The sequence below is a fragment of the Kribbella pratensis genome, assembly GCF_004365355.1.
GTDB lineage: Bacteria > Actinomycetota > Actinomycetes > Propionibacteriales > Kribbellaceae > Kribbella.
Genome location: NZ_SODP01000003.1, coordinates 44,180 through 66,996 on the forward strand (window position 1 = coordinate 44,180; position 22,817 = coordinate 66,996).

Genomic DNA, 22,817 nt, shown 5'->3' on the forward strand with positions numbered 1-22,817 from the left:
AGCTTTACAGCAATGGCGCTGTATTGCAAGACTGGTGTCGTCGGCATGTCTCAACTGTGCTGGCGAACCGAGCTGTGATGAACTGACCGGTAGTACGGGTTCTGTTCGGCGTGCAGGCGTAGAACGGAGGTGCTGGGCGAGTGGCGAGAGGCATAACCCTGACCGCTGTGCAGGGTTCCCCTGGGACGCCTGAACTCGGCATCGTTTCGGGCTACCTGTTCAAGCTGCTCCGAGGCTCGCTTGGTCGAACGCAGGTTGATCTCGCCGAGCGGCTCGCCGTGGACGACAACACCATCCAGGGATGGGAGAGCGGCCGGCGTCCGCTCTCAGCGCTTCGGGCCGCAGATTTGACGCGACTGACGCACCGTCTGGCGGCGATGGGTGCGCCAGTCGCTGCGACATCACTGCTGCCATCCGCGGTCGAGGCGGACGTGTTTCTGACGACGGCAGTTCGCGCCGGCGGCTTGGCGTTACCTGCCTGGGAAAATCCCCTTGCCGCCAGCGTTCACCGTCGTAGCTTCGTATCGCTGGTGACGTGGCCGTTTACCGGTGTTGTTCCGGCGGTCGTTCGAAACCTTCCACTTCCGAAGTCGCGCGGCCCCGTTGCCGATCGGCCACAGCTCGCCGCCACGTTGCGTGAGAGCTTCTTCGATCAGATGCGGACCTCCGCTGAGATGGCTGGAACTGACGCCACTCTCGTCCGTCGCCAAGCCACCTATCTGCTGGCTTTTGATGGTCGCGAAGAAACCGCGCATTGGCTTTCTCGGGAACATAAAAGAACTGCAGTGCGTTCCATTAGCGAGAAAGATCTGCCAGCGGGGATTCTCAATCGAACTGCCTCGCTTGCATTGGCGAGGCAAGGTGACCTGGAGCCAGTTCGTCATTTCATTCAAGGGACGTTGTCTAATGATGACCAGACGCTTGCGAGCCTCACATACTGGGCGTACTGGCTGGGTGAGATACCGGACACCTACGCAAGTGACGGTGACATGGTTGAAATGGGGGCGCGCGCCTGGTCGGGACATAGGCTCGCAAGGCACTTAATCGGCCATCTAGGCGATCCGCGAAATGCGGAGATGAACATACACAGCCTGCTGTGTTTGGTGATGGCAAGGAAGGAGCTGCTTGAATCAGACGGTGACCTGCGCAGCCGCACTCTGCTTGCGATTGAACAGGCGGAATCCACTGAACTCAGCAGACATGCACGACAAGAACTCCAGAATCTCCGCTTCGCGACACAGCTCGCTGGGCGTTAAGGGAAGGGCGACAAGCGAATGAGCACAGACGACCAGGCACAGAAGGAAGCCGCGGCTATCGCGGCATTCTCTTTCGAGATGGGCGTCTTGAAGCGGCAGCGCAGGTCTGGTTGGTGGCACGCCGGCGTACGCGATCCGGAGTCGATCGCAGAACACAGCCTCCGGGTTGCGCAGTTGGCAGGGATTATCGCGGCGGCGGAAGGTGCTGATCCGGCAAGGGCTGCGTACATGGGCCTCTGGCACGACTCGCAAGAGACTCGAATTGGCGATATTCCGCACAGTGCCAAGCCGTATGTCCAGGCGAGAGCCAACACTGAAATTACCGCTGATCAAGTTGCGGGAATGCCGGAATCGGTTGCAAGTTCGGTCATCGACGCCGTAGCTGAGTATGAAGCCCGGGAGTCATTGGAGGCGGTTTGCGCTCACGATGCCGACAAACTGGAATGCCTCATTCAGGCAGTGGAGTATCGGGATATCGGTGTCGAGAGAGTGCAGAGTTGGATCGACTCGTCGCGTGCTTCACTCAAGACCGAGACGGCGCAGCGAATCGCCGACGTCGCCCTGACGATTTCGCCGCTGAGCTGGCGGGAGCATTAGATGGGTAAGTCCGAGGGGGAGCTCCCCGCCGACTGGTGGATGACGGATGACGTTGCGACGTTCCTTGGCGTCTCCGGTTCGACGGTCCGGGCCTACATCACGCGGCACCAGATGCCAGAGCCTGATCGCATGTTCGGGCGCTCACCCGGCTGGCGACCGGAGACCATTAAGACATGGCACCAGAGTCGCCCCCGCAAGTCTCAGAAGGGCAAGCAGGCCACGACCGGCGCCCGCTGATCCCGGTGTGACGCCTGAATAACTCCATCTGTCACGTGGCCTCGGGGGCCTGCGAGTTGGGTCCTCCGAGGCCGGCGTGCGCGCAGCAATGGGAAGAGCTTCATTCGGTATCGATGCCGGATCCGGTGGGCGCCCGTTATGCAGGCGTCCTCAACCCGCTGTATCCCACGTCGTATTTACTGCCCGAGCGGCTGAATTCCAGACATTGATGACGCTGAGAACGATCTTGGCCAGTTGGACGACCACTATCGGCTTCTTGCCGACCGCTGGCGTCGTCATTAATTCACTAACATCCTGAGCGTTTCGCAGAATTTGATAGTCGCTTCCATTCTTTGACAAGATGATTGTCCATGTCCCGGCCTGCACGATATCGGCTGGGAGGAGGCTGACTATGTCGTAAACCGCCCGTGGGTCTCCGCCCTTTTTCTCCAGTTCGTAAGCTATCGTCAGCTTTGCAAGATCTTGAAATGTAATGCCATCTACCTCCGCGAGCACCGGGTCCGCGTAGTGCTCGAGCAGGCGTGGGATATGACTTCTATCAATGCCCAGAGCATTCGCGACGGGGAATATTCCCGCGAACTCTCGGACGACCGGCGACTTGGAGCGGATCATGACTCTTTCGAGAGACTCCAGTTCAGATACTTCCTCGACCGTTTCGCTGCTGACGGTAGCGGCGTCGAGGTACCGCTTCGCATTCCTCAGGAAGTCAGATACTGTCGAAATTAACAATTGCTGACCCGTCTCGGCGGCGAGTTCCTCAAATCAAATTCACGTGGGCGCCGACGGCGATGCCCCCGGACTCGAATATCCAATCGCCCTTCGTGACATCATTTGTTACCAGCAGGACAGGTCTTGGGTTGGCAGCGCATGCTCGCTTGATCTCGGCCCACAGCAGGTAGTCGCCGTTGATTCCATGGTCCTTGTCAGTATCCGCGAACCCCGGAGCAATCTTCTCCGCGAATCGACGCCGGCCCTCTTCCTGATCTGCTGCGAGAGTCTCTGGGGTTGGTTGGTTTCCGACGTGGCCGTCAAGCAGTTCAATTAGTCGCGCCAAGACTTCATCGATGCCATGACCCATATCTCTTGGTATGGGAGCGTAGCTGTCTATGACCGATTTCGAGAGAGATTCGATCGACTGGATGCTGCTCTGGGCGGCCCTGAGTTGATCCGTCTGTAGATTTCGTTTCCCGATTCGGTTAATTGAATCCTCCAGCTGCTTCGCTAGTCGTCGCACCTCCTCGTGGTTCTTGTCGAGTTCGGCAAGGTGCTTCTTCACGGTGCCGATCCGATTGCGGTGGAACTCCAGGGCGACCTGGTGGGGTACGAAGAGCTGGTCCTTCACCTGTGTAAGAACATCCAGATACTGCTCGCGCGCAGTTGGCGAGAACTTGTACAGGTCGAGGAGAGCGTTGGTGTCGAGCGCGATGAGGCCAGTGCGGTACGCCTCGGCCCACTGACTGTCGCTTGGCGGGTGGTACTGCTCAAACCCGCCCATCAGCGTTCCTTTGCCAGGGCTCGATTCGGGCTTGGCGGTGGAGCTGTCCATCCGGGCAGGCTAGCGGCCACGGGTCGGCATATCTACCGTGTGCGCTCGGTCGATCCGCCTGCAGATCCCCGCTGACGCGACCGGAATGTTCGCGTAGATTCGAACGTATGAGCGATAGGCGTGGTCCGATGCGGTTCATCGGTCGATACGACGGCGACCATCAGAGGTCGGCGTCCTATCTGTACGGCATCTGGGATAACGCCCGCAGCGAGTGGGCTGCGAGGGGCCTCCCAGGGCCAGAGGCGGGACTTCAGGCGGCAATGCTTTCGCTTCGCTACTCGCGACTGGCAGAGCGGCCAGACCGTGACGCTCGCTGGTTGGCTCCGACGGTGCACGTCGAGCTAACTGTCTCGCCGACTCTGACTGAGGTGGCCCTGCTGCGCATGTGGGCGCGCGAAACCGACGGCTGGTACGGCTACGTCACCTACCTTGAGCGGCACCCGCTAAGCTCCGGTCGATGGGCCCACGCATCGGCTCTGAAGCCGCTGTTGGTGGATGATATCGAGACATTCTCGCGACAGCGGACGGCTCGTCAGTCGGATCGTCCATGATGTGGTGTGCCCTGATCGTGCCCTCGCGACCGGTCCCGTGACCATGTTCTGGCTGTTCAGAACGCCCGATCCGGACGCGAGCGGACGCATTTGAGAGGTCGCCGGCGGAGGCAAGATCGCACGAGATATCCATGATATTGAAACGGTCGCACCCGACCGGGAGCATGCCAGTTCACGTACCCATGTCCAACCCAAGGCGCTCTGGGACCTGGCTGATTGGGTGAGACGCGGGAGACGAACTGAACGGCGGTCAGGCCGAGTACAGGTATTCCTCGATACCTGCCGCCGCACCTGAGACACCTCCCGGGCTACTCATAACTCAGAGATCGCAGGTTCAATCCCTCCCGGCTACGGAAGAGAGCCCGGACCAACAGGTCCTGGCCTCGGCTTTGCATTATGAACTCTAAGCTGAAACGCGTCGCGCTCAGTACCTGCGTTCAGTGAACCTTGCGGTGGAGTCGATTGCGCTTAGGTGTCGCGCTCAATCGCGAGTAGGGTTTCGAGACGATCGGATGCGAGCCGGACGGCGGGCGGCACCTCCAAGTCGATGGCTTGTTGGTAGGCGGCCTTTGCTGCGGTCGTGTCGCCTTCCTTGGCGAGTAGGTCGCCCAGCCCGATTGCGGCGACCGCGGCCGGATCAGGCATGCCGGAGTCGATGGCTTGTTGGTAGGCGGCCTTTGCTCCTGTCGTGTCCCCCTCCTTGGCGAGGAGGTTGCCGAGCGAGTTGGCTGCGTATGCGGCCTGGTTGCTTTCGCCCGAGTCGATGGCCAGTTGGTAGGCGGCCTTTGCTCCTGTCGTATCCCCCTCCCTGGCGAGGAGGTTGCCGAGCGAGTTGGCTGTGTATGCGGCCGGGTGGCTTTCGCCCGAGTCGATGGCCAGTTGGTAGGCGGCCTTTGCTCCTGTCGTATCCCCCTCCTTGGCGAGGAGGTTGCCGAGCGAGTTGGCTGCGTATGCGGCCGGGTTGCTTTCGCCCGAGTCGATGGCCAGCTGGTAGGCGGCCTTTGCTCCTGTCGTATCCCCCTCCCTGACGAGGAGCTGCCCAAGATCGTTTGCCGCATAGGCCTTAGCTCCGCTCGCCGCCTCCGAGTTGATAGCTCGTTGGTAGGCAGCCTTTGCTCCGGTTGTGTCGCCTTCCTCAGCCAGGAGGTCCCCCAAGCTGGCTTCGGCATACGCGGCCGGATTGCTTTCGCCCGAGTCGATGGCCAGCTGGTAGGCAGCCTTTGCTCCTACAGAGTCCCCTTCCTCAGCGAGGAGCTTCCCAAGATCGTTTGCGGCGTATGCACCAGCAAAGGTGTTGCCCGAGTCGATGGCGAGTTGGTACGCGGCCTTTGCTGCTTCGATGTTCCCCTCGTCCTTGAGTAAGTCGCCGAGAAGATCCGCCGCGTAGGGGGAGCCTGACGTGTGGTCGGCGGTTTGAGACGTGACCGAGGTATCGGCCTGCAGATGCGCCGGAGATGTGGCATCCCCGAGTAGTAACCGACGCAGGTTGCTGGCGGAGGGGCTCGCGAGCGCTCCCCTCATCCATGCGAGCTTCGCGATGTGCTTGTTGCCGGAGCGGTAAGCTCGCATGCCCAATCGAAAACATTGGGATATGGATGCATCTGCAGTAGCGGCCATCCATGTTGAGTCGGGTATTTCCCTGTCCTCAGTTGCTAAGTAGTCCAGCAGATAGTCAAACACTCGCCATTCGTCTCCTGAAGGCTCAAGGAGCCTTATGTTGCCAACGATGGGCGTCGACGCCCACTCCAAAGCCACGTCGACTGACTCATCTCCACCAACGCGTGTAGGTACCGCCTTATAAGTATCGGCCAGCTCAATCAATCGGGAGCGAGTAATTCTCTCAAGACCGACTCGTCGCCAGTCCGCAGCCGCTCGCAGCATGGCAACAGCCAGCGGATGTTGAGAAATCCCGGAGTTGAACCTATCGGTTGCCAGGTATCCGCCGCCAACGTACTCGGCTAAGCCATACTGCCGGACGCCACTGCGGAGTTCGATGGGTACCTGGGCGGCGATCCTCTCTCGCTCGACCTCGCTATCGAGCATCCAGATGCGCTCGAATCTCTCTAGTGCCTCCCATTCGGGAAGGCGAGCCTCTCCCGATGGTTGGAAGGATTCGTAGGCGGACGTGCGTATAGTCGCTACGACACGACAATTTCGGTGGCGCATTAAGTCGAGCCATTCGGCTCGAAATGGCTCATCGCTTGTGAGGTAACCCTCAATATCATCTAGCCAGACCACGGTGTCACGCGGGCAACCTTCGGGCATGAGCTGCCGGAGCCCGTTCGGTCGTTCCGGAATCCAAATTGGCCAACTTCCGTAGAGATCGCGTACGATATGCGCGGCCATATGAGATTTTCCGGCCATGGAATGACCCAGAATCAACGCCGGGGCACCTTCAATCAAAGCGTTGCGCAAAGCGGCCTCGCATTCGCGAGATTGGTAGCTAATCTGAATGCTCGCTTTCTGCACCCTGAAATCCGTGAGATTCAGCTCGTTGACGCGGGGCAGTTCGGCAGTGTCTCTGATCCCCCGACTGCCCGCCCTTAGCAAGCTATCCTGGCGGTCGTGATCCGCAGCACGCGATGAAGCCAACTTGTGGAAAGCTCCGCCCAAAACTGACACGATGCCGAGACTAAGCAAGATCCAACTTGGACCTTTCCAGCTATCAATAACTATCCCGGTGACTCCAATGAGGCAGCCGAAAGCGAGCAAGCCGGACGAAGCTGTTCTTTTTGAGCGCCACTGGAACCCCTCACTGTCCTCCATCCACGTGACCATACAGATTCCAGGTGCGGGGAGAAACTGCCGAGACCAGTTTGACTGGTCTGAACTGGCTCCCTGGTTGAGAGGAGAGGCATGGTTGGGGGACTCTGTCAGGGGCCCTCACGCAGGTCACCAGAGGCGAGGTCAATGCGTCCTTGCTTCGTCCGATGCGAGATAGCGGTAGCTCGGCGTCAGACCTCGTACCTAGTTCTGTACGTGTCGGAGCAGACGACGCGCGCTCGTCAACACACATAAGGTCGCGGCATCTCGTTCTAACGGGGGGCTCTGGCGGCCCTTGAGTCGTTTTGGCTTCCACAGGTTCGGGCTGGCCGGCCGAACGCGCCGCACGGCTCCGCGGCCGGGGTATCTCCTCGTGGTTCCTGGGAGGCTAACGGGGAGAATACGACCATGCGTCGGTCTGGACGACATCGGACGTTGGTGGACTCATGGGCGTATGGGGCAACACGTCCGCAGCGCGGGGGAAATTCATTGCATGGAAGAGGTCTTCAGGGGCGGCTTAGCTGCTCTTATCGGGGCGCCTCGGCGAGCATGCAGGCCGTGCCAAGCCTGACCGTTGGCTCGAGCTCGACCCTCCACCTGTTGGTCAAGATCAGCTGGCCGAATGTGGGTCGCCTCGTCGACACACTGCGGCAAGGTACGTGCCTGGGAGACTATGCGCCGAGAGGTGCGGTGATCGAGGAGGGGCCGAAGTGTCGTTGAGTGGAGATATGGAGCAGGTGCTCGCTGTGGCGCCCGAGTTCTCGACAGCTGCGTCGCCGTCGATGGCTCTGCGAGATCAGCACCTCGTGAGTATCGCGCGGCGCTTTGGGGAGCTTCTGGCGGGGCTTGGCGACGAGCTGCTCGGGGATGAGATCCGCCTCGACGTGGAAGTTGGCGGCCGAAGAGGTAGCTATAGCCCGACGGCTTGGGTGCGGATCTACTCCAAGGCCCATTCCCCTTCGGCCACTGAGGGTTTCTATCTCGTCTACCTGTTCGCATCGGATGGCTCGCGCGCGTATCTGTCGCTGAACCAGGGGACCAGCGAATGGCGATCCGGGAAGTTCCGTCCGCTGAACGATGAATCTGAGTTGCGTTCTCGTGCGTCGGAGGCGCGCGGTGCCCTCCGTGACTTGGACTGGGCAGGTCTGGTGCCGGACGGCCTTCTCAGCATCGATCTCGCGGTCGACTCGCTTCAGCTAGGTCCTGAGAGCAAACACCGCAGCAGGAACTATGAGTTCGCAAACGTGATCGCCAAGCGGTATGACCGCTGGGCGGTCCCTGCGGACGAGGTACTGGTCCAAGATCTCAGCGACATGCTTCCCCTGCTCGCGATGCTGTATCAGGCGCCGCAGGCGCTAGCGAGAGCGGTCCAAGCGGGTGAGGGGGAGCCGCCGGCTGGCCGCGACGGTGGTGGCGTCGCCGCTCGCACGAAGGCTCGTATACAAGGGCGGTTACTTGACAGCGCGGCCCGCAGAGCCATGGAGGTGTACGCGGAAGATGCCGCGTACGAATTGCTGAAAGACGAATGGACCGTTGAGCGGGTCGGTCGCTTCAACCGCGGCTACGACCTTGAGTGCACGAACGACGACCAGGTTCTCCACGTGGAGGTCAAAGGGACCCAAGGCACCGGTGAGGAGGTGATTCTGACCAGGGGGGAGGTTCGACATCACCAGGCGCATGGAGGTCACTGCGAGGACGCTCACGCTCTATTCGTACTCGCTGAGATCACTCTCGTTCGGGAGCCGGCGCTGCGATGTGAAGGGGGCGTACCAACTATGCTGTACGACTGGTGCCCCGACCTCGCCGCGTTGACGCCGACAGAATTCAGATATCGCGTGCCTCACGACTGAGGACATGCGGGCACAGGCTGTTGTTCCCACCGTAGGTAGCTGTGGAAGTCCGACTCAGCTGACCCCGTCGTTGGGGTGATTTTGTCGACAGCGTGTCGAAGGCGATCCATGCGCTGCTGTATGCGCAGGTAGAGCCCATCTGTGTGCCGGTCTGTAAATCTGTCGGCGTATGCCTACGCAGGTTCGAACCCTGCACCCGCCACAAGCACCAAAGAGCCTCTGACCTGCGGAAACGCAGACCAGAGGCTCTCTTACTGTGTCCGACTGTGTCCGGCGAGCTACGGCTGTCCTTGCCCTATTCCTGCCCCGGTCGGCGCCCAACCTCATCCCGCACACAATGCCTCAGTACGGTCCGGCGTGCCATGTTGCCCGACAAGCCGCGAGCGTGACGAACAGGGGAGCGGCCCGACCAGTGAGCAACCACCAGTTGCGTGGGTTGGATCCCCACCACGCGCGGCGTCTTCAGGACGAACGAGAACGCGCGGGGCTTCGCATTGCCTAGTCGTGGTCACAACCATGAGTGGTGTGTATGTGGAGTCCGACCTGAGCGGTCTCACGCCGCGTGACAAACCCTAGGTCTTGCGTAGTCGTCTCGTTTGCGGTGTCATTAGGCCCGGATTGTAATCGCCAACTACTGGCGAGGTGCCGTGTGGCGATGGGGGAATCTTGCTGTTCAGGAAACGGAAGCGTTTGACCGTGCCGCCGACATTCATTCCTGCGGATCTGGGGAACTTGGCGCGCGCGAGGTTCCAAAGCGTGATGGCTGAGTTTTCGGCCGACGTCTATTCTGAGGCGCAACGAATCGAAGCGCAGCATAACAGCACGGGCGGACCCAGGGAGATTACAGCTTCAATGATTCTCGATGCTGCGAATTATGTCCGCGGACCATTTAAGACCCGCAGGCGCGACTGGAAAGACGCGTGTGTGTTCGGTGGTAGTACGATCTCCGCGATCGGGCTGGGAGTTGTAAGTAATCAATTGGATAAGAGTTGGGGTCCATTGGTCGGCATTATGCTCGCCGCTATCCTTGCGTTCTTTGGAACGATCTCTTTTATGCGAGGCAACTGATGCCGTCAAGTTCTGAGTTCGATTTCACAGCCGCTGCGAGCGATGCGTTGGATCTCTACCTGGCCAGCCTGCGTCGATCAATATTGGCAACTGCGATGGACATGGCCGCACGAGAGAATAGTCAGCGGATCGATGCTGGCTTGGTCGAGAGGGCGATCGCTGACAGTCGAGAGCCATCAACACCCGGAGAACGTCGAATTTCTCGCACACGGCCTAGCCGGGTGGGTGTCGTCTTGCTGGCGGCACTGCTTCTGCTGCTGGTCATCGCCGCAGTCGTGATTAGCAGCCTTTCAGGCCAAGTTTCAGCCTCGCTGGGGCCGGCGATCCTCTCGATAATCGGCGTTCTGATTGGAGCTGTAGCGGCCGCGGCCACTTGGTGGTCAGTCCCGTCGAGGACAAAGAATCTTGCGGAGACCCGAACCTCGGCTTCCGGCCTGCTCGCTGATTCGGCGATCGAATTTCTTGGCCAGTGGCAGCAATTCGAAAGAACCCTTCGCAGCGTTACGTCCGAGGTCCCGAATGAGGGCGCTCAGCGTCGGCGCACGCTGTCTGAGGACATCAGGCTCGCAACGAACGCCGACTTGATTCATAGTGAAGAAATCGGCGATGTGCGTCGGTTGCTGGCCACAAGAAACGACCTTGTCCACGGGGGCGTCGTCGACGACCCCGCAGCCTTGGCTGACGACTCCGATCGGCTCGCGACCATCGTTCGACGGATGATCGCACGGGCAGCGGCCATGGATGCGGCCGGAGGGAAGGACCTCTAGTGAGTGTTGAGCTTGTCGAGCGTGCCACTGCTTGTTAACTCGAACCTAGCCTTCCCTGAAGGGGCGCAGAGGCTGTCGAGGACTCGGCGCAGTGGTCCAGCGGGGGAGTGGTCTGCGTTGGCCGGCGCCAGGATCCTTAGCCTTTGTCCGGTACAACCGTGAGGAGCTGGCCCCTGACCTAACGGTGACGCAGGTCAGGGGCCAGTGCCCAGGTTGACTTGTGCTGTCCGGTCTCCCGACTATCGCCTGACAGTGTGGGCACTTCCTCTACGTCTGCCATGGCCGTTCGGCGGCGGACTCTTCGTCCTCGTCCGTTGCGAGCATCAGCCGCTTGAGGGCCATGCTGGTCTGCCCGTCGATGCATCCGGCGTAGACCTCCATCACCATCTTGACCGAGTTCCCTGCCCACTCGGCTACCTGAGTGGCAGGTACGCCGGCGTTCAGTTGGAAGGTGATCCCCGCGTGCCGAAGGTCGTACGGCCGGGCCGCATGGCGCTTCGCGATCTGGTCCGCGGTCAGCACCTTCGCACGAGCCTTCGCCCAGGTGCGGGTGACGGTGTTGGGGTGAACAGGCTTGCAGTAAGCCGCTGGCAGCGGTCGTCCGAACCGGCCTGCGCGGGTCACGAACAGGTGGCCGTCAGGTCCGGGGCCGAAGCGCTCCATGTGGCTGCGGAGCGCCCGGACGAGAGCCGGTGGTGCGGGCACTCGTCGCGTGGTGTTCTCGGCGCGGTGCTTGAGCGTGCGTTCCTCGCGCACCTCTCCGTCGTCGGTCCATCGTTTTCCGGCTTGCTGAGTCGATCCGTCCAGGAGCAGTTCGCCCCAGCCTTCTTCGGGCAGGCTGATCAGGTTGTCGGCGTTCACATGGCGCGCCTCCGCCGGCCGCATCGCGGCGTAGTACAGGCAGGCGAAGTGCGCGTCCAACGATGGGTTGATCTCCCGGATTGCTGCGAGCAGGCGCGCGACCGTCTGACGGTTCGGCAACAGCCGTGGATCGACACGGTCGCTGCTCTGCGGTGGATCCCACTGGAGATTGTCCAGCGGATTCGCGGGTATCAGATCCAGTTCGACCGCGTACTGCAATGCGCCATGCAACGTGGCTCGCCGCCTGGTGATCGTCTTGGCCGCCGCTCGCTTTCCATCCGCTTCGTCGCAAGTCCGTCGAGCACTCCGCGCAGAATCTCGCTCTGCTCAACGTCGGACAGATCGAGCGTGTTGCGCTTCAGCCACGGAATCGCGGTCGCGAACTCCTTCGACGGCACAGCGTCTCCGAGCGCCCGTCCGCGGCTGACCAGGCGAGCGCGGCTACAACCGACGATGCCGGCGCGCCCGCGGACGACGATCCTGCCTCTGAGTGATCCACTACTCTCGCCCTGCGCTCACTGCGTAGGCCGCCAGCTGGAACCTAGGAGACTGTCAGATGACTGATATTGGTGGATCGTCGCGCCCCCGGGTCGAGACCCGCAGCGACCGCGACTATGGGCAGGCGAGGCACTATTACTGGCGCTGCACTGCGTGCGGGGCGGAAGGGCCAGAGCGCCGGTCGGCATCTCGAGCCGGCGAGGAAGGCGGTCTGCACCGGTGCTCGGAGCTGATCCCCGGAGACTGATGAGCAATGGCGCGCTGACAGGCTTCGTGGGCCGTTTGTGGGCGACACGTCGGAGTAATCCGGGGAGCCCGTTTGTGAGCCACTCTCAACGGGACCCTCTGCCCTGATCATGCCCTGTGGCGTCCAGCGGCGGCATTTTGCCTGGTCAGAGCACAGGTTGTTGGCTGGGCTGTAAATCTGTCGGCGTATGCCTACGCAGGTTCGAACCCTGTACCCGCCACGAGGGCGATGGGCGAGGCGTGTCGCGCAGTTCCTGCACTGACCGCCTTGCCTTCGTCGCTTTGTGCGGCTGCGCTTCGCTTGCCGCGAGCGGGGGCTCCGCCACCCGCACCCCCTGTGCCTTCGCTTCGCTCGGCTCCGTGGCTGGGGTGCGCAGTCAGCTCACCAGCGTCGGTCGGGTTGAGCGGTGGGTGGCTGATAGTCGGCTAAGAAGATGGGGTTTGGGGCATTTCGGGTCGGGTGGGGTGGTGATACTGGGGGAGACGGCCGGGTGGTCGTGGAGGAGTGTGGGTTATGAGCCTCATTGGTGCCCTGGTGGGGTACGTCTTGTCGGCATTTATCTTGCTGTTGATTGTGCGGATGGTGCTGGACTGGACGGGGGTGTTGGCCAACGGGCCGCAGTGGGTGGGGCGGGTTCGGGGGGTCACGCATGCTTGGACGGAGCCGGTGATTGCGCCGGTGCGGCGGAGGTTGCGGCCGGTGCGGGCCGGGGGGATGGCGTTCGATCTGGCGTTTACGGCGGTGTTTTTTGCGGCGCTGATTTTGAGGTCGATTGCGTTCAGTCTGTAGCCGCGGCTAGGGCGGATTCGTACTCGACGGCTGTGATTCGGACGACCGCTCGGGGGAAATCGGCGTGCGCGTTCTCGGTCGGGGGAATTCTGGCGAGGACGGTTTCCATCGGGATGGGTGGGGTCCAGTGCTTGATGCGAGTCAGCTGTACGCCGTGGGCGGCGTCGGTCCACGCGGAGGCTAGTTCGGCGCGGGCTATGAAGACGCGGTACGGCGGGCCGAGGTAGAGGAGGACCTGGTCGCCGGACGTGAGGGCCTGGGCGTGTGGCTCGCTGGGGTCGATGGGCCAACTGTTGGAGCGCAGGTAGGCCGCGGCCAGGTCGGGGAGGGATTGGCCGGTGGACGGGTCCGTCTTCGTGAGGTTGAAGAGGTAGTGGGCCATGTGCGAGATCGTAACGGGCCTGATTCTGGGAATTCCGGGGTCGGTTGTCGGATTCGGGGGATGGCGTTCGTAGCGTGGGTGGAGGCGGACGCGGGGTCCGCTCGAGCTAAGGAGCGCGGTATGCCTGAGTACCTCATCTACTTCAACCAGCAGTGGGTGGGCGACCACACGCCGGAATGGTTCGGGCAGCGGGCGCCGTTGGCCAAGGCTGTGGTGGACGAGATGAAGACGGCGGGGGTGTATGTGTTCGCCGGCGGACTCGAGGAGGACGGACCGATCTACACCGCCGACCCGAACAGCGGTGACGTGCTGATCACCGACGGGCCGTACGTCGAGTCCAAGGAGTTCCTCGGCGGGCTCACCGTGGTGGACGTGCCCGACGACGAGGTCGCCAAGCTGTGGGCCGGCAAGGTTGCCGAGGCCTGTGGGTGGCCGCAGGAGGTACGCCTGTTCGGACGCCACCCGGATGCATAACTGAAGCGGTAGGTCCAGGCCGCGGCGGGGGGTAACTGGTCTACGGGTTGACCCGGTGATGTCGTCAACGGTTAACCGAGGCGTTCCCCCGTAGGTCGACGGTGGCGGAGTGAAATCTCCTCATCGTTTGCCGACCGGCATAGTCGCCGCCGCGGCCGCCGTGTCCTTGTGGTCCCTTCCCGCGTTCGGGTACGCCGCCGACGCGCCGGCCGGCGGGCTCGCCCTGGTCGACACGACCGAACGCGTCGGGCCCGGCATCGCACTCGATCACGTGAAGAGCGTCGACCAGCGCGGCTGGATCGATGCGCAGTACCTGAGCATCGATCTCGCTGACAAGGCGGTCAGCACCGATCTGCTCACCTCCGGCCCGGTCGCATCCGGCGGCCCCCTGAGCGTCTCCGCCGACAAGGCCGGCGCTGTCGCGGGAGTCAACGGAGAGTTCTTCGACATCGGCAACAGCAACGCCGCCCTCGGTGGCGAGGTCCAGAACGGCCAGCTGATCAAGTCCGCCGACGCCGGCGGCCGCCAGCATGTCGGGGTCAGCAAGGACGGCATCGCACAGCTGGTCGATCTGGCTGTGGACGCGACGGCCACATTCGCCGGCGCCGACCACAAGGTGCTGACCCTCAACGCTGCCAACGGCGGCGGAGTCCCGGCGAACGGCCTGGTCGCCTACACGTCGGCCTGGGGCGAGTACAGCCGCGGCCGCGGATTCACCGGCGTCACCGATCTCGCCGAGGTACTCGTCCAGAACAACAAGGTCGTGAGCGTGAGCCCCACGGCCGGCTCCGGCCCGATCCCGGCGGACGGCTTCTACCTTGTCGGCCGCGACGCAGCTGCGACCGCGCTGCGGGCACTGCAGCCGGGTGACGCGTTGACGCTGCACTACGAGCTCGCCAACGACGTCGCGAAGACGATGAAGTTCGCGCTCGGCCAGGGCGGCACGATCGTGAGCAAGGGCCGGGTCGTGCCCGGCCTCGACACGTCGATCGCCCCGCGGACCGCGCTCGGCTTCAAGAACGGTGGCCGCACCCTCGTCCTCGCCACCTGGGACGGCCCGGGCGGCACCGGCAAGGGCGGCATCGGCATCGACCGCGAGGCACAAGAACTCGCGGCCCGCGGCGTAGAAACCGCGGTCAACCTCGACGGCGGCGGCTCGACGACGATGGTCGCTCGTGCCCTCGGCGAGGACGGCGTCTCGGTCCGCAACAACCCGTCGGACGGGCAGGAGCGCAACGACCCCAACGGCGTCGGCGTCTTCGTCAGCCCCGGTGACGGCAATGTCGACGAGCTGCTGCTGAAGCCGGGTGCGGGCCAGGCTGCCGCGGACGGCGGCCTCAAGGTCTTCCCAGGGATGCACCGCAGACTCGCCGTGAAAGCTGTCGACAACCACCTGACCCCGGTCACGCCTGACCCGAAGAAGCTTGTGTGGAAGGCGAAGGGCGGCAGCATCAAGGACGGCTCACTCACCGCCGGTGCGCGCGGCCCGATCACGGTCAGTACGACGTACGGCAAGGTCCACGCCTCGGAGAAGGTCGACGTACTCGGGCCGCTGAAGAGCTTGGAGCCGTCGACCGGCAAGCTGTCGATTCCTGGGGCGACCGCGGCCGATGCCGTCAGCGTCGCGATCACCGGCCGCGACGGGCAGGGCTATACGGCGCCGGTCGACCCGCGCGATCTGAAGCTCGACTACGACCACACGGTGGTCGACGTACAGCCGGTCGACGGCGAGCTGAAGATCACGCCGCTGTCCAACGCCGGCACGATCCTCACGATGAGCGCCGCCGGCCACGAAGTGAAGCTGCCGATCACGGTCGGCGTCCAGACGAAGGTCGTCTACGAGTTCGACGACAACGTCCTCAGCCGATGGACCAACAACAGTACGGCGGTCACCACGCGCTCGGTCGATCCCGACGGGCTGCGCATCGACTTCCCCGCGATGCGGAACGTCGGCATCTCGGCTGTCGGCGCCGCGAACCGGATCCAGGTCCCGGGGCAGCCGCTGCGACTCCGACTGCGGATCAAGTCGAGCATCGACGTGCCGAGCGGGCTGGACTACCTCGGACTCATCGACGGGAACGGCAAATCCCTCGGCGTGTACGGCCCGGGGCTGAAGGCGAGCCCGGACTACCAGACGATCACCTGGACGCTGCCCGCGAACACGACGTACCCGATCGCGATCTCGTCGTTCCAGGGGATCAACACTGCGGTCGCCCAGCAGAAGGCGGGCACGTTCGTCCTGGATCGGTTCGAGGCCGACGTACCGACGTCGGTCGACCTGCCGGCTCAGCCCGATCTGGTTGCCGACCCGCTCATCTCGACCGACGGCAGCCTGCCCGGCGGGCACGACACCTGGAAGTTCGCGACGCTGTCCGACGTCCAGTTCACTGCGGACAACCCGGCCCTGTCGCAGGTCGCCACGGCGGCGCTCGCCCGGATCCGCAAGACGAACCCGGACCTGGTCGTCCTCAACGGCGACATCACCGACCGCGGGCTGCCGGAGGACCTGTCGCTCGCGCGCAAGGTGCTCACCGACGCGGGGTGTGACCTGATCCCGGTCGGTCAGGAACCGCCGCCGAACAGCACGCCGCACGGTTCGACGGTCCCGTGCTACTACGTGCCGGGCAACCACGAGTCCTACGGGCTCAACAACGTGCAGCAGGACCTGACCAACTTCACCAAGGAGTTCGGTCAGCCGTACCGGACGTTCGACCACAAGGGCACCCGCTTCATCCTGCTCGCCAGCTCGCTCGGCACCCTGCGTACGTCAGCCTGGGACCAGCTCCCGATGCTGAAGGTCGCGCTGGACACCGCCGCCCGTGACAAGTCGATCCACAACGTGATGGTCTTCGCGCACCACCCGGTCGACGACCCGGAGGAGACCAAGGCCAGCCAGCTCGGTGACCGCGACGAGGTCGCGCTGATCGAGAAGATGCTGACCGACTTCCGCGGCAAGACCGACAAGGGCGCCGCCATGGTCGGCTCGCACGCGCAGGTCGCCAACGTGCACCGGGTCGAGGGCGTGCCGTACACGGTGCTCCCGTCGTCCGGAAAAGACCCCTACGGTACGCCGGACCGCGGCGGTTTCACGGGATGGGTCGACTGGTCGATCGACGCGCACAAACCAGCCGACCAGCAGTGGCTCGAGGCCGACGTACGGGCGTTCGCACAGTCGATCACGCTCAACGCGCCGACCGCGCTGCCGGCCGGAACGTCCACCCAGCTCAGCGGAAGCATCGTGCAGCCGGAGGGCGTCGGCGCCGGTACTCGCGTCGTACCGCTGCGCTACCCGATGTCGGTGCACTGGAGCGGTTCGTCCGGTCTCGCCATCGGTTCCGGATCAGACGCGATCAAGAAGGCGCGGAACGCCGGGAAGGTCGCCGTACTGGATCCGGCAACCCGCACTCTGACCGCGCTCCGTCCGGGCACCATCACCGTGTCGGTCACGAACGACTCGATGCGTGCGTACGCCGGCGACGCGTCGCTCGCGCCGATCACGACCGCAACCACGATCAAAGTGGTTCGCTGATCCAACGCGACCGTCGAGGCCCGGCCGGGAACGTCCCCGGCCGGGCCTCGGCCTGGCGGGAAGGCGGTGGGGAATAGGGTCTGCTTGGGCGGGAGTTGTCGGTTATGACGGAGTGTCCGAGCGAGGAGAGCAATGAAACCCACTGAGTTCGTGAAGGTGAACGCGCAGTTCTGGGGGGAACACCTGAAGGAGGCGGCCGGGCACCTGCCGGTGAGCCACCGGGGTGAGCTGCCCGGGCCGATGCTGTTCCCGCGGATGATGGTGCTGACCGAGACGCCGGACTGGAACATCCTCGAGCTGGTCGGACTGAGCCGCGAGTACCGGAGCCCCGAAGTACGGCGGCAGAAGCGCGCAAGCGTCGAGGAGTACTTCGGTGTCGGCGACGGCGGCACCGTGGTGGCGAACCTCGAGGGCCAGAACTGGTTCAAGGACGCGACGATCGCGACCGAGACCGGCCGGAACTCGCTGGACAAGCGGTTCCCGACGGCCGCGAACATGCTCGGGAACGAGCTGGTCGGTCCCGCGGACGAGCTGTTGCGGTTCGCGCCCGGCAACTACTCGACGTTCGACCGGACGCTGCTCGTTCACGGCGGCGGCGACTCGCTGCGCGCGCACTGGGTGTTCTTCGCGCTTGCGATCCACCGCTCGGAGCCGGTCGACAAGTACCTGGACTTCCTGCGGAACTACTCCAACTCCCAGCCGCACCTCGACCCGATCGGCACGATCAGCCTGCCGGTCGACCCGGCCGAGCTGAAGGCGGACGCGTTCGCGAGCACCTACCTCGCGCACGGCCTGCAGGATTCGACCGTCGACGAGTTCCTCGAGAAGCACGAGAGCATCCTGCTGTCGACGTTCGGCGGGACCCGGCTGCTCCGGCAGCCGTCGCTCGACGACCTGCAGCCCGACTTCATCCTCGAGCGCGCCGACGGCCGTCACATCGTCGGCCGCCTCGAGCTCCCGGTCGTCGACGTGGTCAACGGCAAGAAGCGCCGCCGCTCGTTCCGTACGCCGGTCCTCGACAGCGCCGCCGAGCTCGCGCGCTACACGGAGTACCTCGGCACCGCGGACAACCGCTCCCAGGTGAAGTCGAAGTACGACGTCGACGTCGCCGACCCGCGGCAGCTGCTGATCGTGCCGAGCCAGGAGACGGTGGTGCCCGCGCCGGGTGTGGAGATCGTGGACTACGACACGATCCTGCGCCTGCACCTGGCCGGCAAGTGACGCAGTACTTCGTCTATGGCCGCGATCGGGCCGGCGCCGGCGAGCTGAAGGGTCAGCTGACCGAGGAGCACTGGGCCTTCATGGACCGGTACGCCGAGGAGCTGGTCGCCCGCGGCCCGACCCTCACCGAGGACCGCGAGGAATCGACCGGCAGCCTGCACATCGTCGACCTCCCGGACGACGAAGCGCTGAAGACCTTCGCATATGACGAGCCGTACTACGTCGGCGGCGCATTCGACACAGTCGAGCTGTACCGCTTCCACAACCTCACCGGGCGCACGATGTGGGAGTTCACGACCGCGGTCGAGGGCCTCGGCCGCTACCTCGTCCTCACCAAGGACGGCCCGCGACCGCTGACGTCGGACCACCTCATCGTGTACGGCGACCTGCTCGACGGCGACACACACGTGGGTCGGGCGGCTCTCGTCGAGGCGCCCGACGCCGCGGCCGCTGCCGGACTGGTCCAGGCCGAGAACGCCGAAGTACATCCCTGGGAGTTCGGCGGCAGGCGGTAACACTCGCGGGGGGCGACACATGTAGTGGTGGGCTTGAACAGGCAATAACTTGTTCAAGCCCACCACTACATGTGGCAGCCCTCGGTTGTTGGAGGAATGCGGGCGCGGGCTCACTCGGCCTACTTGCCGGTCATTGGGCGAGGATCGACTGCAGGGCCTTGGTGAGGGTTTGGCGGGTGGCGGCGGGGAGCTCGGAAGTGAGGTCCCGGATGCGGTCGACGACCGCGTCGTGACACTGGTGGGCGAGGTCCTTGCCGGCGGCCGTGAGCTCGATGCGGCAGGCGCGGCGGTCGGTGGGGCTGGCGACGCGGGCGACGAGGTCGCGGCGTTCGAGGCGGTCGACCATGCTCGTCAGGCTCGAGCGCTCGATGCTCAGGATCCGGCTGAGCTCGGTCATGCCGAGCGGGCCGGAGATCAGCACGCACAGCAGGTGGGCCTGCTGCGGGGTCAGGCCGAGCGGCCGGCTCGTCTCGGCATGCAGGTCCTGCAGCCGGTGCATCGTCTGCACCAGCGCACTCGCGAGGTCGGAATCCCGAGCCGTCGTCGTCACCATGGCCCCATGATAGTCCGGTCGCCTAATAGTTTGCTGTTCTAATGATTCGTGGTACTACTATTTAGGACAGCGAACTATCTGAGGGAGTCGAGATGAACGTGCGGTTCGGATACGGGTCACCGGACGGGGTGCGGGACGTCGCCGCGATCCTGCGGCTCGCTGAGCAGGCCGATCGGGACGGACTCGACCACGTCAGCCTGTCGGATCATCCGTACGTCCCGGACCTCCTCGACGGGTACGCCGCGATCGCGTTCCTTCTCGGCCGCACCGAGCGACTGTCCGCGTTCGTCAACGTCACCAACCTGCCGCTGCGTCCCGCGCCGGTTCTTGCTCGTACGGCGACGTCGTTGTCGGCCCTGTCCGGTGGACGATTCGTGCTGGGTCTCGGCGCCGGTGGGGCGTGGGACCGGATCACGACGATGGGCGTGCCGGAGCTGCGTCCGGCCGAGGCGGTCGAGGCGTTCGAAGAGGCCATGCAGTTGGTGCACTCGATGTCCGACGGCGGCCACCCGGAGCCGACGAAGCACTACCCGATCGGCGCGCTCCGGCCGGCCGCCGTGCCGGCGCCGTTGATCTGGACCGGCTCCAAAGGCCGCAAGTCGCTCGCCGCGACCGGTCGGCACGCCGACGGATGGATCCCCGGCCACGCCGCGGACTGGCTGAGCGACGGCTACCTTCGGGCCCGCCCGGTCATCGACGAGGCCGCGCTCGCGGTCGGCCGCAAACCCTCCGACATCGCGACCGTCTACAACTTCCCCGGCGCGATCACCGCGACCCCGCTCCGCCGCACCCGAGACGAAGACGGCCGCTGGATCGGCGGTTCCCCGTCCCAGTGGGTCGAAGAACTCACCGACGCCATCCTCAACCACAACGCCGCCGGCTTCACGCTCTTCCCCCGCGGCACCGACCCGTACGACATCCAACTGACCCGCTGGTCCCAAGAGATAGTCCCCGCCGTCCGCTCGGCGATCACCTGATCTCGTAGTTGGCGTTCACGTACTGCGTGTGCTGCCGGAAGCCATTCCGGTACGTGATCCGCAACCCGCTCACCTTGAGCGGACGCTCCACACTCGTGACCCGCACCTTGAACAGGATCACCCGGTCGCGGGGATCTCCACTCAACCGATACCCGTCCACCGGCACGGACGCCACGCCGGTCGGGTCGGCGACGCTCGGGTTCCCGGCGGTCCAGCTCATGTAGGCGCCGCCGGGGAACGCGTCCCGTCGGTAGAGCCGAGCCTCCACGAACTCCAGCCCGTCATCCGCGACCCTCGGCGCGACCTGCACCAGCTCGACCGGCTCGCGGACCTCCAGATCCGCCGCGTAGAAGTAGACGTCGACATCGCGCCCGGCCACCGGTACGCCGACCGTCGTCTCGCCGTCGCGCACCTTGATCGCGTTGCCTTGCTTGCGGTCGACGAGCCAGCCGGCGAGCAGTACCGCGACCAGAAGCCCAACCACGGCGATGATTCGTCCACGCATGTGTGCCCCCTTGGACACAGAGCGTACGGCGGGATCAGTCCAGGCCGGCGAGTTCTTCGGGTGAGAGCTGCAGGGCTCCGGCGGCGATGTTGGCCTCGAGGTGGGACGGGTTGCCGGTGCCGGGGATGGCGAGGATGTTGGGGGAGTGGTGGAGGGTCCAGGCGAGGCGGACCTGCTGTGGGCTGACGTTGTGGGCGGCGGCGATCTTCTCGACGGCGGTCGAGTGGTCGGTGGTGGCGCCGCCTTCGCGGGAGGAGCCGGCGATCGCGAAGAACGGGACGTAGGCGATGCCGCGCTCGGCGCAGAAGTCGATGAGCTGGTCCTCGTCGCGGCGTAGGTCGACGGCGTAGCTGTTCTGCACACAGACGACCGGCGCGATCGCGAGCGCCTCCTCGACGTGATCGATCCGCACGTTCGAAACGCCGAGCTGGCGGATCAGGCCCTCGTCGCGGAGCGCGGCGAGCCAGCCGAAGCGTTCGGTGATCGAGTCCTCGCCGGGCTTCTTCATGATCCGCAGGTTCACCACGTCCAGCGCGTCGACGCCGAGCTGCCGCAGGTTGGTCTCCACCTGCTCCCGCAGTTCCGCGGCCGTCGTCGCGTTGTAGAACCCGCGCTCCGGATCGTCACCCGGCCCGACCTTCGTCGTGATGACAAGACCTTCCGGGTACGGCGCCAGGGCCTCGCGGATCAGCTCGTTCGCGTACCGCTTCTCGCCCTCACCGACCTGCAGCGTCCCACCCGGCGACGCGTAGAACGCGGCGGTGTCGATGTGATTCACCCCGAGCTCGACCGCGCGACGCAGGACCTGGATCGCGACCGACCGATCCGGGTTCGCCGTGATTCGCATGGCGCCGAAGCCCATCCGGTTGACGGTCACGTCGCCGAGCTTCCAGGTGCCGGCCGCCGCTGCTGTCGTCATTCCTCGATCGCCCCTCTCACCGCACGGAGATGTTGCCGGAACGTCAACGACGGATCCGCCGCACGCGCGGTCAGGAAATCCGCGAACCGCACCTGCTCCCGCAACGACCGGCCGGCCCGGATCTCGTCCGCCTGCCGATGTTCGGTGTCCCGGATCGACTCCGCCAGCCCGAACAGCTCGTCCACCCGCTCCGCCGGGACGAAGATCGCGCCGTCCTCATCCGCGAGTACGACGTCGTCCCGGGTCACCGTCCACTCGCCGATCGTTGCCTTGGACAACGCATCCGCGGGCTGCGGATCGAGTCGCAACGGCCCGGTCGGCAACGCACCGAGGCTGAACACCGGCATCCCGATCGCGGTGATGTCGACGGTGTCGCGATGCAGTCCCCAGATCACGATCCCCGCGATCCCGGCAGCCGCCGCCTCCAGCGCCACCAGATCGCCGACACAGGCCTCGTCCCGCCGGCCGCCGTTGTCCACGACGAGTACGTCGCCCGCGGCCGCGGACTCGAACGCCTCCAGGAACACGTCCACGCTGCCCACATGCTGCGCCGGCAACACCCGCCCTGCGACCCGCTCACCGACGACAGCCGTCAGCGACACCGTCCGCACCGGTACGCCCGCGCGAACGCAGGCATCCGCAACATGCGCCGTGGTCAGTTCCGCAAACCGTTCCAGCATCCCCGGCCCCTCTCGATCGGCTCCGGAGACGA

At 64.4% G+C, this 22,817-nt stretch carries 22 protein-coding genes; 12 read left to right on the forward strand and 10 right to left on the reverse strand.

Features of this window, described 5'->3' with window-relative positions; translation table 11 throughout:
* Positions 1–167 precede the first annotated feature (167 nt).
* From EV653_RS27860 to EV653_RS27870, 3 genes are read left to right on the forward strand one after another with little or no spacing between them, the layout of a single operon-like run.
* Positions 168–1,256 (forward strand): helix-turn-helix domain-containing protein, encoded by a 1,089-nt coding sequence (locus EV653_RS27860; protein ID WP_238160371.1) that lies wholly within the window; start codon positions 168–170, stop codon positions 1,254–1,256.
* 18 nt (positions 1,257–1,274) lie between these two features.
* The gene (locus EV653_RS27865) at positions 1,275–1,853 is read left to right on the forward strand and encodes an HD domain-containing protein (protein WP_134106966.1); all 579 of its coding nucleotides are present in this window, start codon (positions 1,275–1,277) and stop codon (positions 1,851–1,853) included.
* On the forward strand, positions 1,854–2,090 hold the full coding sequence (locus tag EV653_RS27870; protein WP_134106968.1) for a helix-turn-helix transcriptional regulator: 237 nt from the start codon (positions 1,854–1,856) through the stop codon (positions 2,088–2,090).
* Positions 2,091–2,240: 150 nt separating this feature from the next.
* Here the strand turns inward: EV653_RS27870 and EV653_RS27875 are convergent, their stop codons facing one another.
* The 3 genes from EV653_RS27875 to EV653_RS27885 form a co-directional block, all read right to left on the reverse strand.
* Positions 2,241–2,819: a hypothetical protein gene (locus tag EV653_RS27875; RefSeq protein WP_134106970.1), complete on the reverse strand. Its 579-nt coding sequence runs from the start codon at positions 2,817–2,819 to the stop codon at positions 2,241–2,243.
* A gap of 28 nt (positions 2,820–2,847) precedes the next feature.
* Complete coding sequence (locus EV653_RS27880) at positions 2,848–3,636, reverse strand: PIN domain-containing protein (protein WP_134106972.1); 789 nt, start codon at positions 3,634–3,636, stop codon at positions 2,848–2,850.
* A 1,019-nt stretch (positions 3,637–4,655) separates the two neighbouring features.
* Positions 4,656–6,953: a tetratricopeptide repeat protein gene (locus EV653_RS27885; RefSeq protein ID WP_166679606.1), complete on the reverse strand. Its 2,298-nt coding sequence runs from the start codon at positions 6,951–6,953 to the stop codon at positions 4,656–4,658.
* A 725-nt stretch (positions 6,954–7,678) separates the two neighbouring features.
* Here EV653_RS27885 and EV653_RS27890 point away from each other — a divergent pair.
* From EV653_RS27890 to EV653_RS27900, 3 genes are all read left to right on the forward strand, one after another.
* On the forward strand, positions 7,679–8,800 hold the full coding sequence (locus EV653_RS27890) for an MrcB family domain-containing protein (RefSeq protein ID WP_134106976.1): 1,122 nt from the start codon (positions 7,679–7,681) through the stop codon (positions 8,798–8,800).
* 759 nt (positions 8,801–9,559) lie between these two features.
* On the forward strand, positions 9,560–9,868 hold the full coding sequence (locus tag EV653_RS27895) for a hypothetical protein (RefSeq protein WP_134106978.1): 309 nt from the start codon (positions 9,560–9,562) through the stop codon (positions 9,866–9,868).
* A 221-nt stretch (positions 9,869–10,089) separates the two neighbouring features.
* Entirely contained in the window at positions 10,090–10,635 is a 546-nt protein-coding gene (locus tag EV653_RS27900) for a hypothetical protein (protein ID WP_134106980.1), read from the forward strand.
* Between the two features lie 267 nt (positions 10,636–10,902).
* Here EV653_RS27900 and EV653_RS27905 read toward each other — a convergent pair whose 3' ends face one another.
* Positions 10,903–11,715, reverse strand: a complete 813-nt coding sequence (locus tag EV653_RS27905) for a tyrosine-type recombinase/integrase (protein ID WP_166679607.1) — start codon at positions 11,713–11,715, stop codon at positions 10,903–10,905.
* The gene (locus tag EV653_RS41370) at positions 11,688–11,894 is read right to left on the reverse strand and encodes a hypothetical protein (protein ID WP_166679608.1); all 207 of its coding nucleotides are present in this window, start codon (positions 11,892–11,894) and stop codon (positions 11,688–11,690) included. Before EV653_RS41370 ends, EV653_RS27905 begins: the two co-directional genes overlap by 28 nt.
* Before the next feature lie 860 nt (positions 11,895–12,754).
* Between EV653_RS41370 and EV653_RS27910 the strand changes: the two genes are divergently transcribed.
* Positions 12,755–13,030 (forward strand): YggT family protein, encoded by a 276-nt coding sequence (locus EV653_RS27910; protein ID WP_134106984.1) that lies wholly within the window; start codon positions 12,755–12,757, stop codon positions 13,028–13,030.
* On the opposite strand, the gene EV653_RS27915 is transcribed toward EV653_RS27910, so the two are convergent.
* Complete coding sequence (locus EV653_RS27915) at positions 13,020–13,412, reverse strand: hypothetical protein (protein WP_134106986.1); 393 nt, start codon at positions 13,410–13,412, stop codon at positions 13,020–13,022. The genes EV653_RS27910 and EV653_RS27915 overlap by 11 nt on opposite strands.
* A 120-nt stretch (positions 13,413–13,532) precedes the next feature.
* On the opposite strand from EV653_RS27915, the gene EV653_RS27920 reads away from it, so the two are divergent.
* The 4 genes from EV653_RS27920 to EV653_RS27935 all read left to right on the forward strand — a co-directional run bounded on the left by EV653_RS27920 (position 13,533) and on the right by EV653_RS27935 (position 19,151).
* Complete coding sequence (locus EV653_RS27920; RefSeq protein WP_134106987.1) at positions 13,533–13,886, forward strand: YciI family protein; 354 nt, start codon at positions 13,533–13,535, stop codon at positions 13,884–13,886.
* A 109-nt stretch (positions 13,887–13,995) separates the two neighbouring features.
* A complete protein-coding gene (locus EV653_RS27925; protein WP_134106989.1) occupies positions 13,996–17,415 on the forward strand; it encodes a phosphodiester glycosidase family protein in 3,420 nt (1,139 codons plus the stop codon).
* 132 nt (positions 17,416–17,547) lie between these two features.
* A complete protein-coding gene (locus EV653_RS27930; protein ID WP_134106991.1) occupies positions 17,548–18,636 on the forward strand; it encodes a hypothetical protein in 1,089 nt (362 codons plus the stop codon).
* The gene (locus tag EV653_RS27935; protein WP_134106993.1) at positions 18,633–19,151 is read left to right on the forward strand and encodes a YciI family protein; all 519 of its coding nucleotides are present in this window, start codon (positions 18,633–18,635) and stop codon (positions 19,149–19,151) included. The genes EV653_RS27930 and EV653_RS27935 overlap by 4 nt, the downstream gene beginning before the upstream one ends.
* A 130-nt stretch (positions 19,152–19,281) precedes the next feature.
* Here the strand turns inward: EV653_RS27935 and EV653_RS27940 are convergent, their stop codons facing one another.
* Positions 19,282–19,704 carry a MarR family winged helix-turn-helix transcriptional regulator gene (locus EV653_RS27940; RefSeq protein WP_134106995.1) on the reverse strand — a complete coding sequence of 141 codons (423 nt, stop codon included), beginning with the start codon at positions 19,702–19,704 and terminating at the stop codon, positions 19,282–19,284.
* A gap of 92 nt (positions 19,705–19,796) precedes the next feature.
* Between EV653_RS27940 and EV653_RS27945 the strand changes: the two genes are divergently transcribed.
* On the forward strand, positions 19,797–20,681 hold the full coding sequence (locus tag EV653_RS27945) for an LLM class flavin-dependent oxidoreductase (RefSeq protein ID WP_134106997.1): 885 nt from the start codon (positions 19,797–19,799) through the stop codon (positions 20,679–20,681).
* Here the strand turns inward: EV653_RS27945 and EV653_RS27950 are convergent.
* From EV653_RS27950 to EV653_RS27960, 3 genes are read right to left on the reverse strand one after another with little or no spacing between them, the layout of a single operon-like run.
* A complete protein-coding gene (locus tag EV653_RS27950; protein ID WP_134106999.1) occupies positions 20,674–21,186 on the reverse strand; it encodes a hypothetical protein in 513 nt (170 codons plus the stop codon). The two genes, EV653_RS27945 and EV653_RS27950, sit on opposite strands and share 8 nt — an antisense overlap.
* A 34-nt stretch (positions 21,187–21,220) precedes the next feature.
* Complete coding sequence (locus tag EV653_RS27955; RefSeq protein WP_134107001.1) at positions 21,221–22,105, reverse strand: aldo/keto reductase; 885 nt, start codon at positions 22,103–22,105, stop codon at positions 21,221–21,223.
* Positions 22,102–22,785, reverse strand: coding sequence for an RraA family protein (locus tag EV653_RS27960; RefSeq protein WP_134107002.1), 684 nt, complete (start codon positions 22,783–22,785; stop codon positions 22,102–22,104). The genes EV653_RS27955 and EV653_RS27960 overlap by 4 nt, the downstream gene beginning before the upstream one ends.
* Between the last annotated feature and the right edge of the window lie 32 nt (positions 22,786–22,817).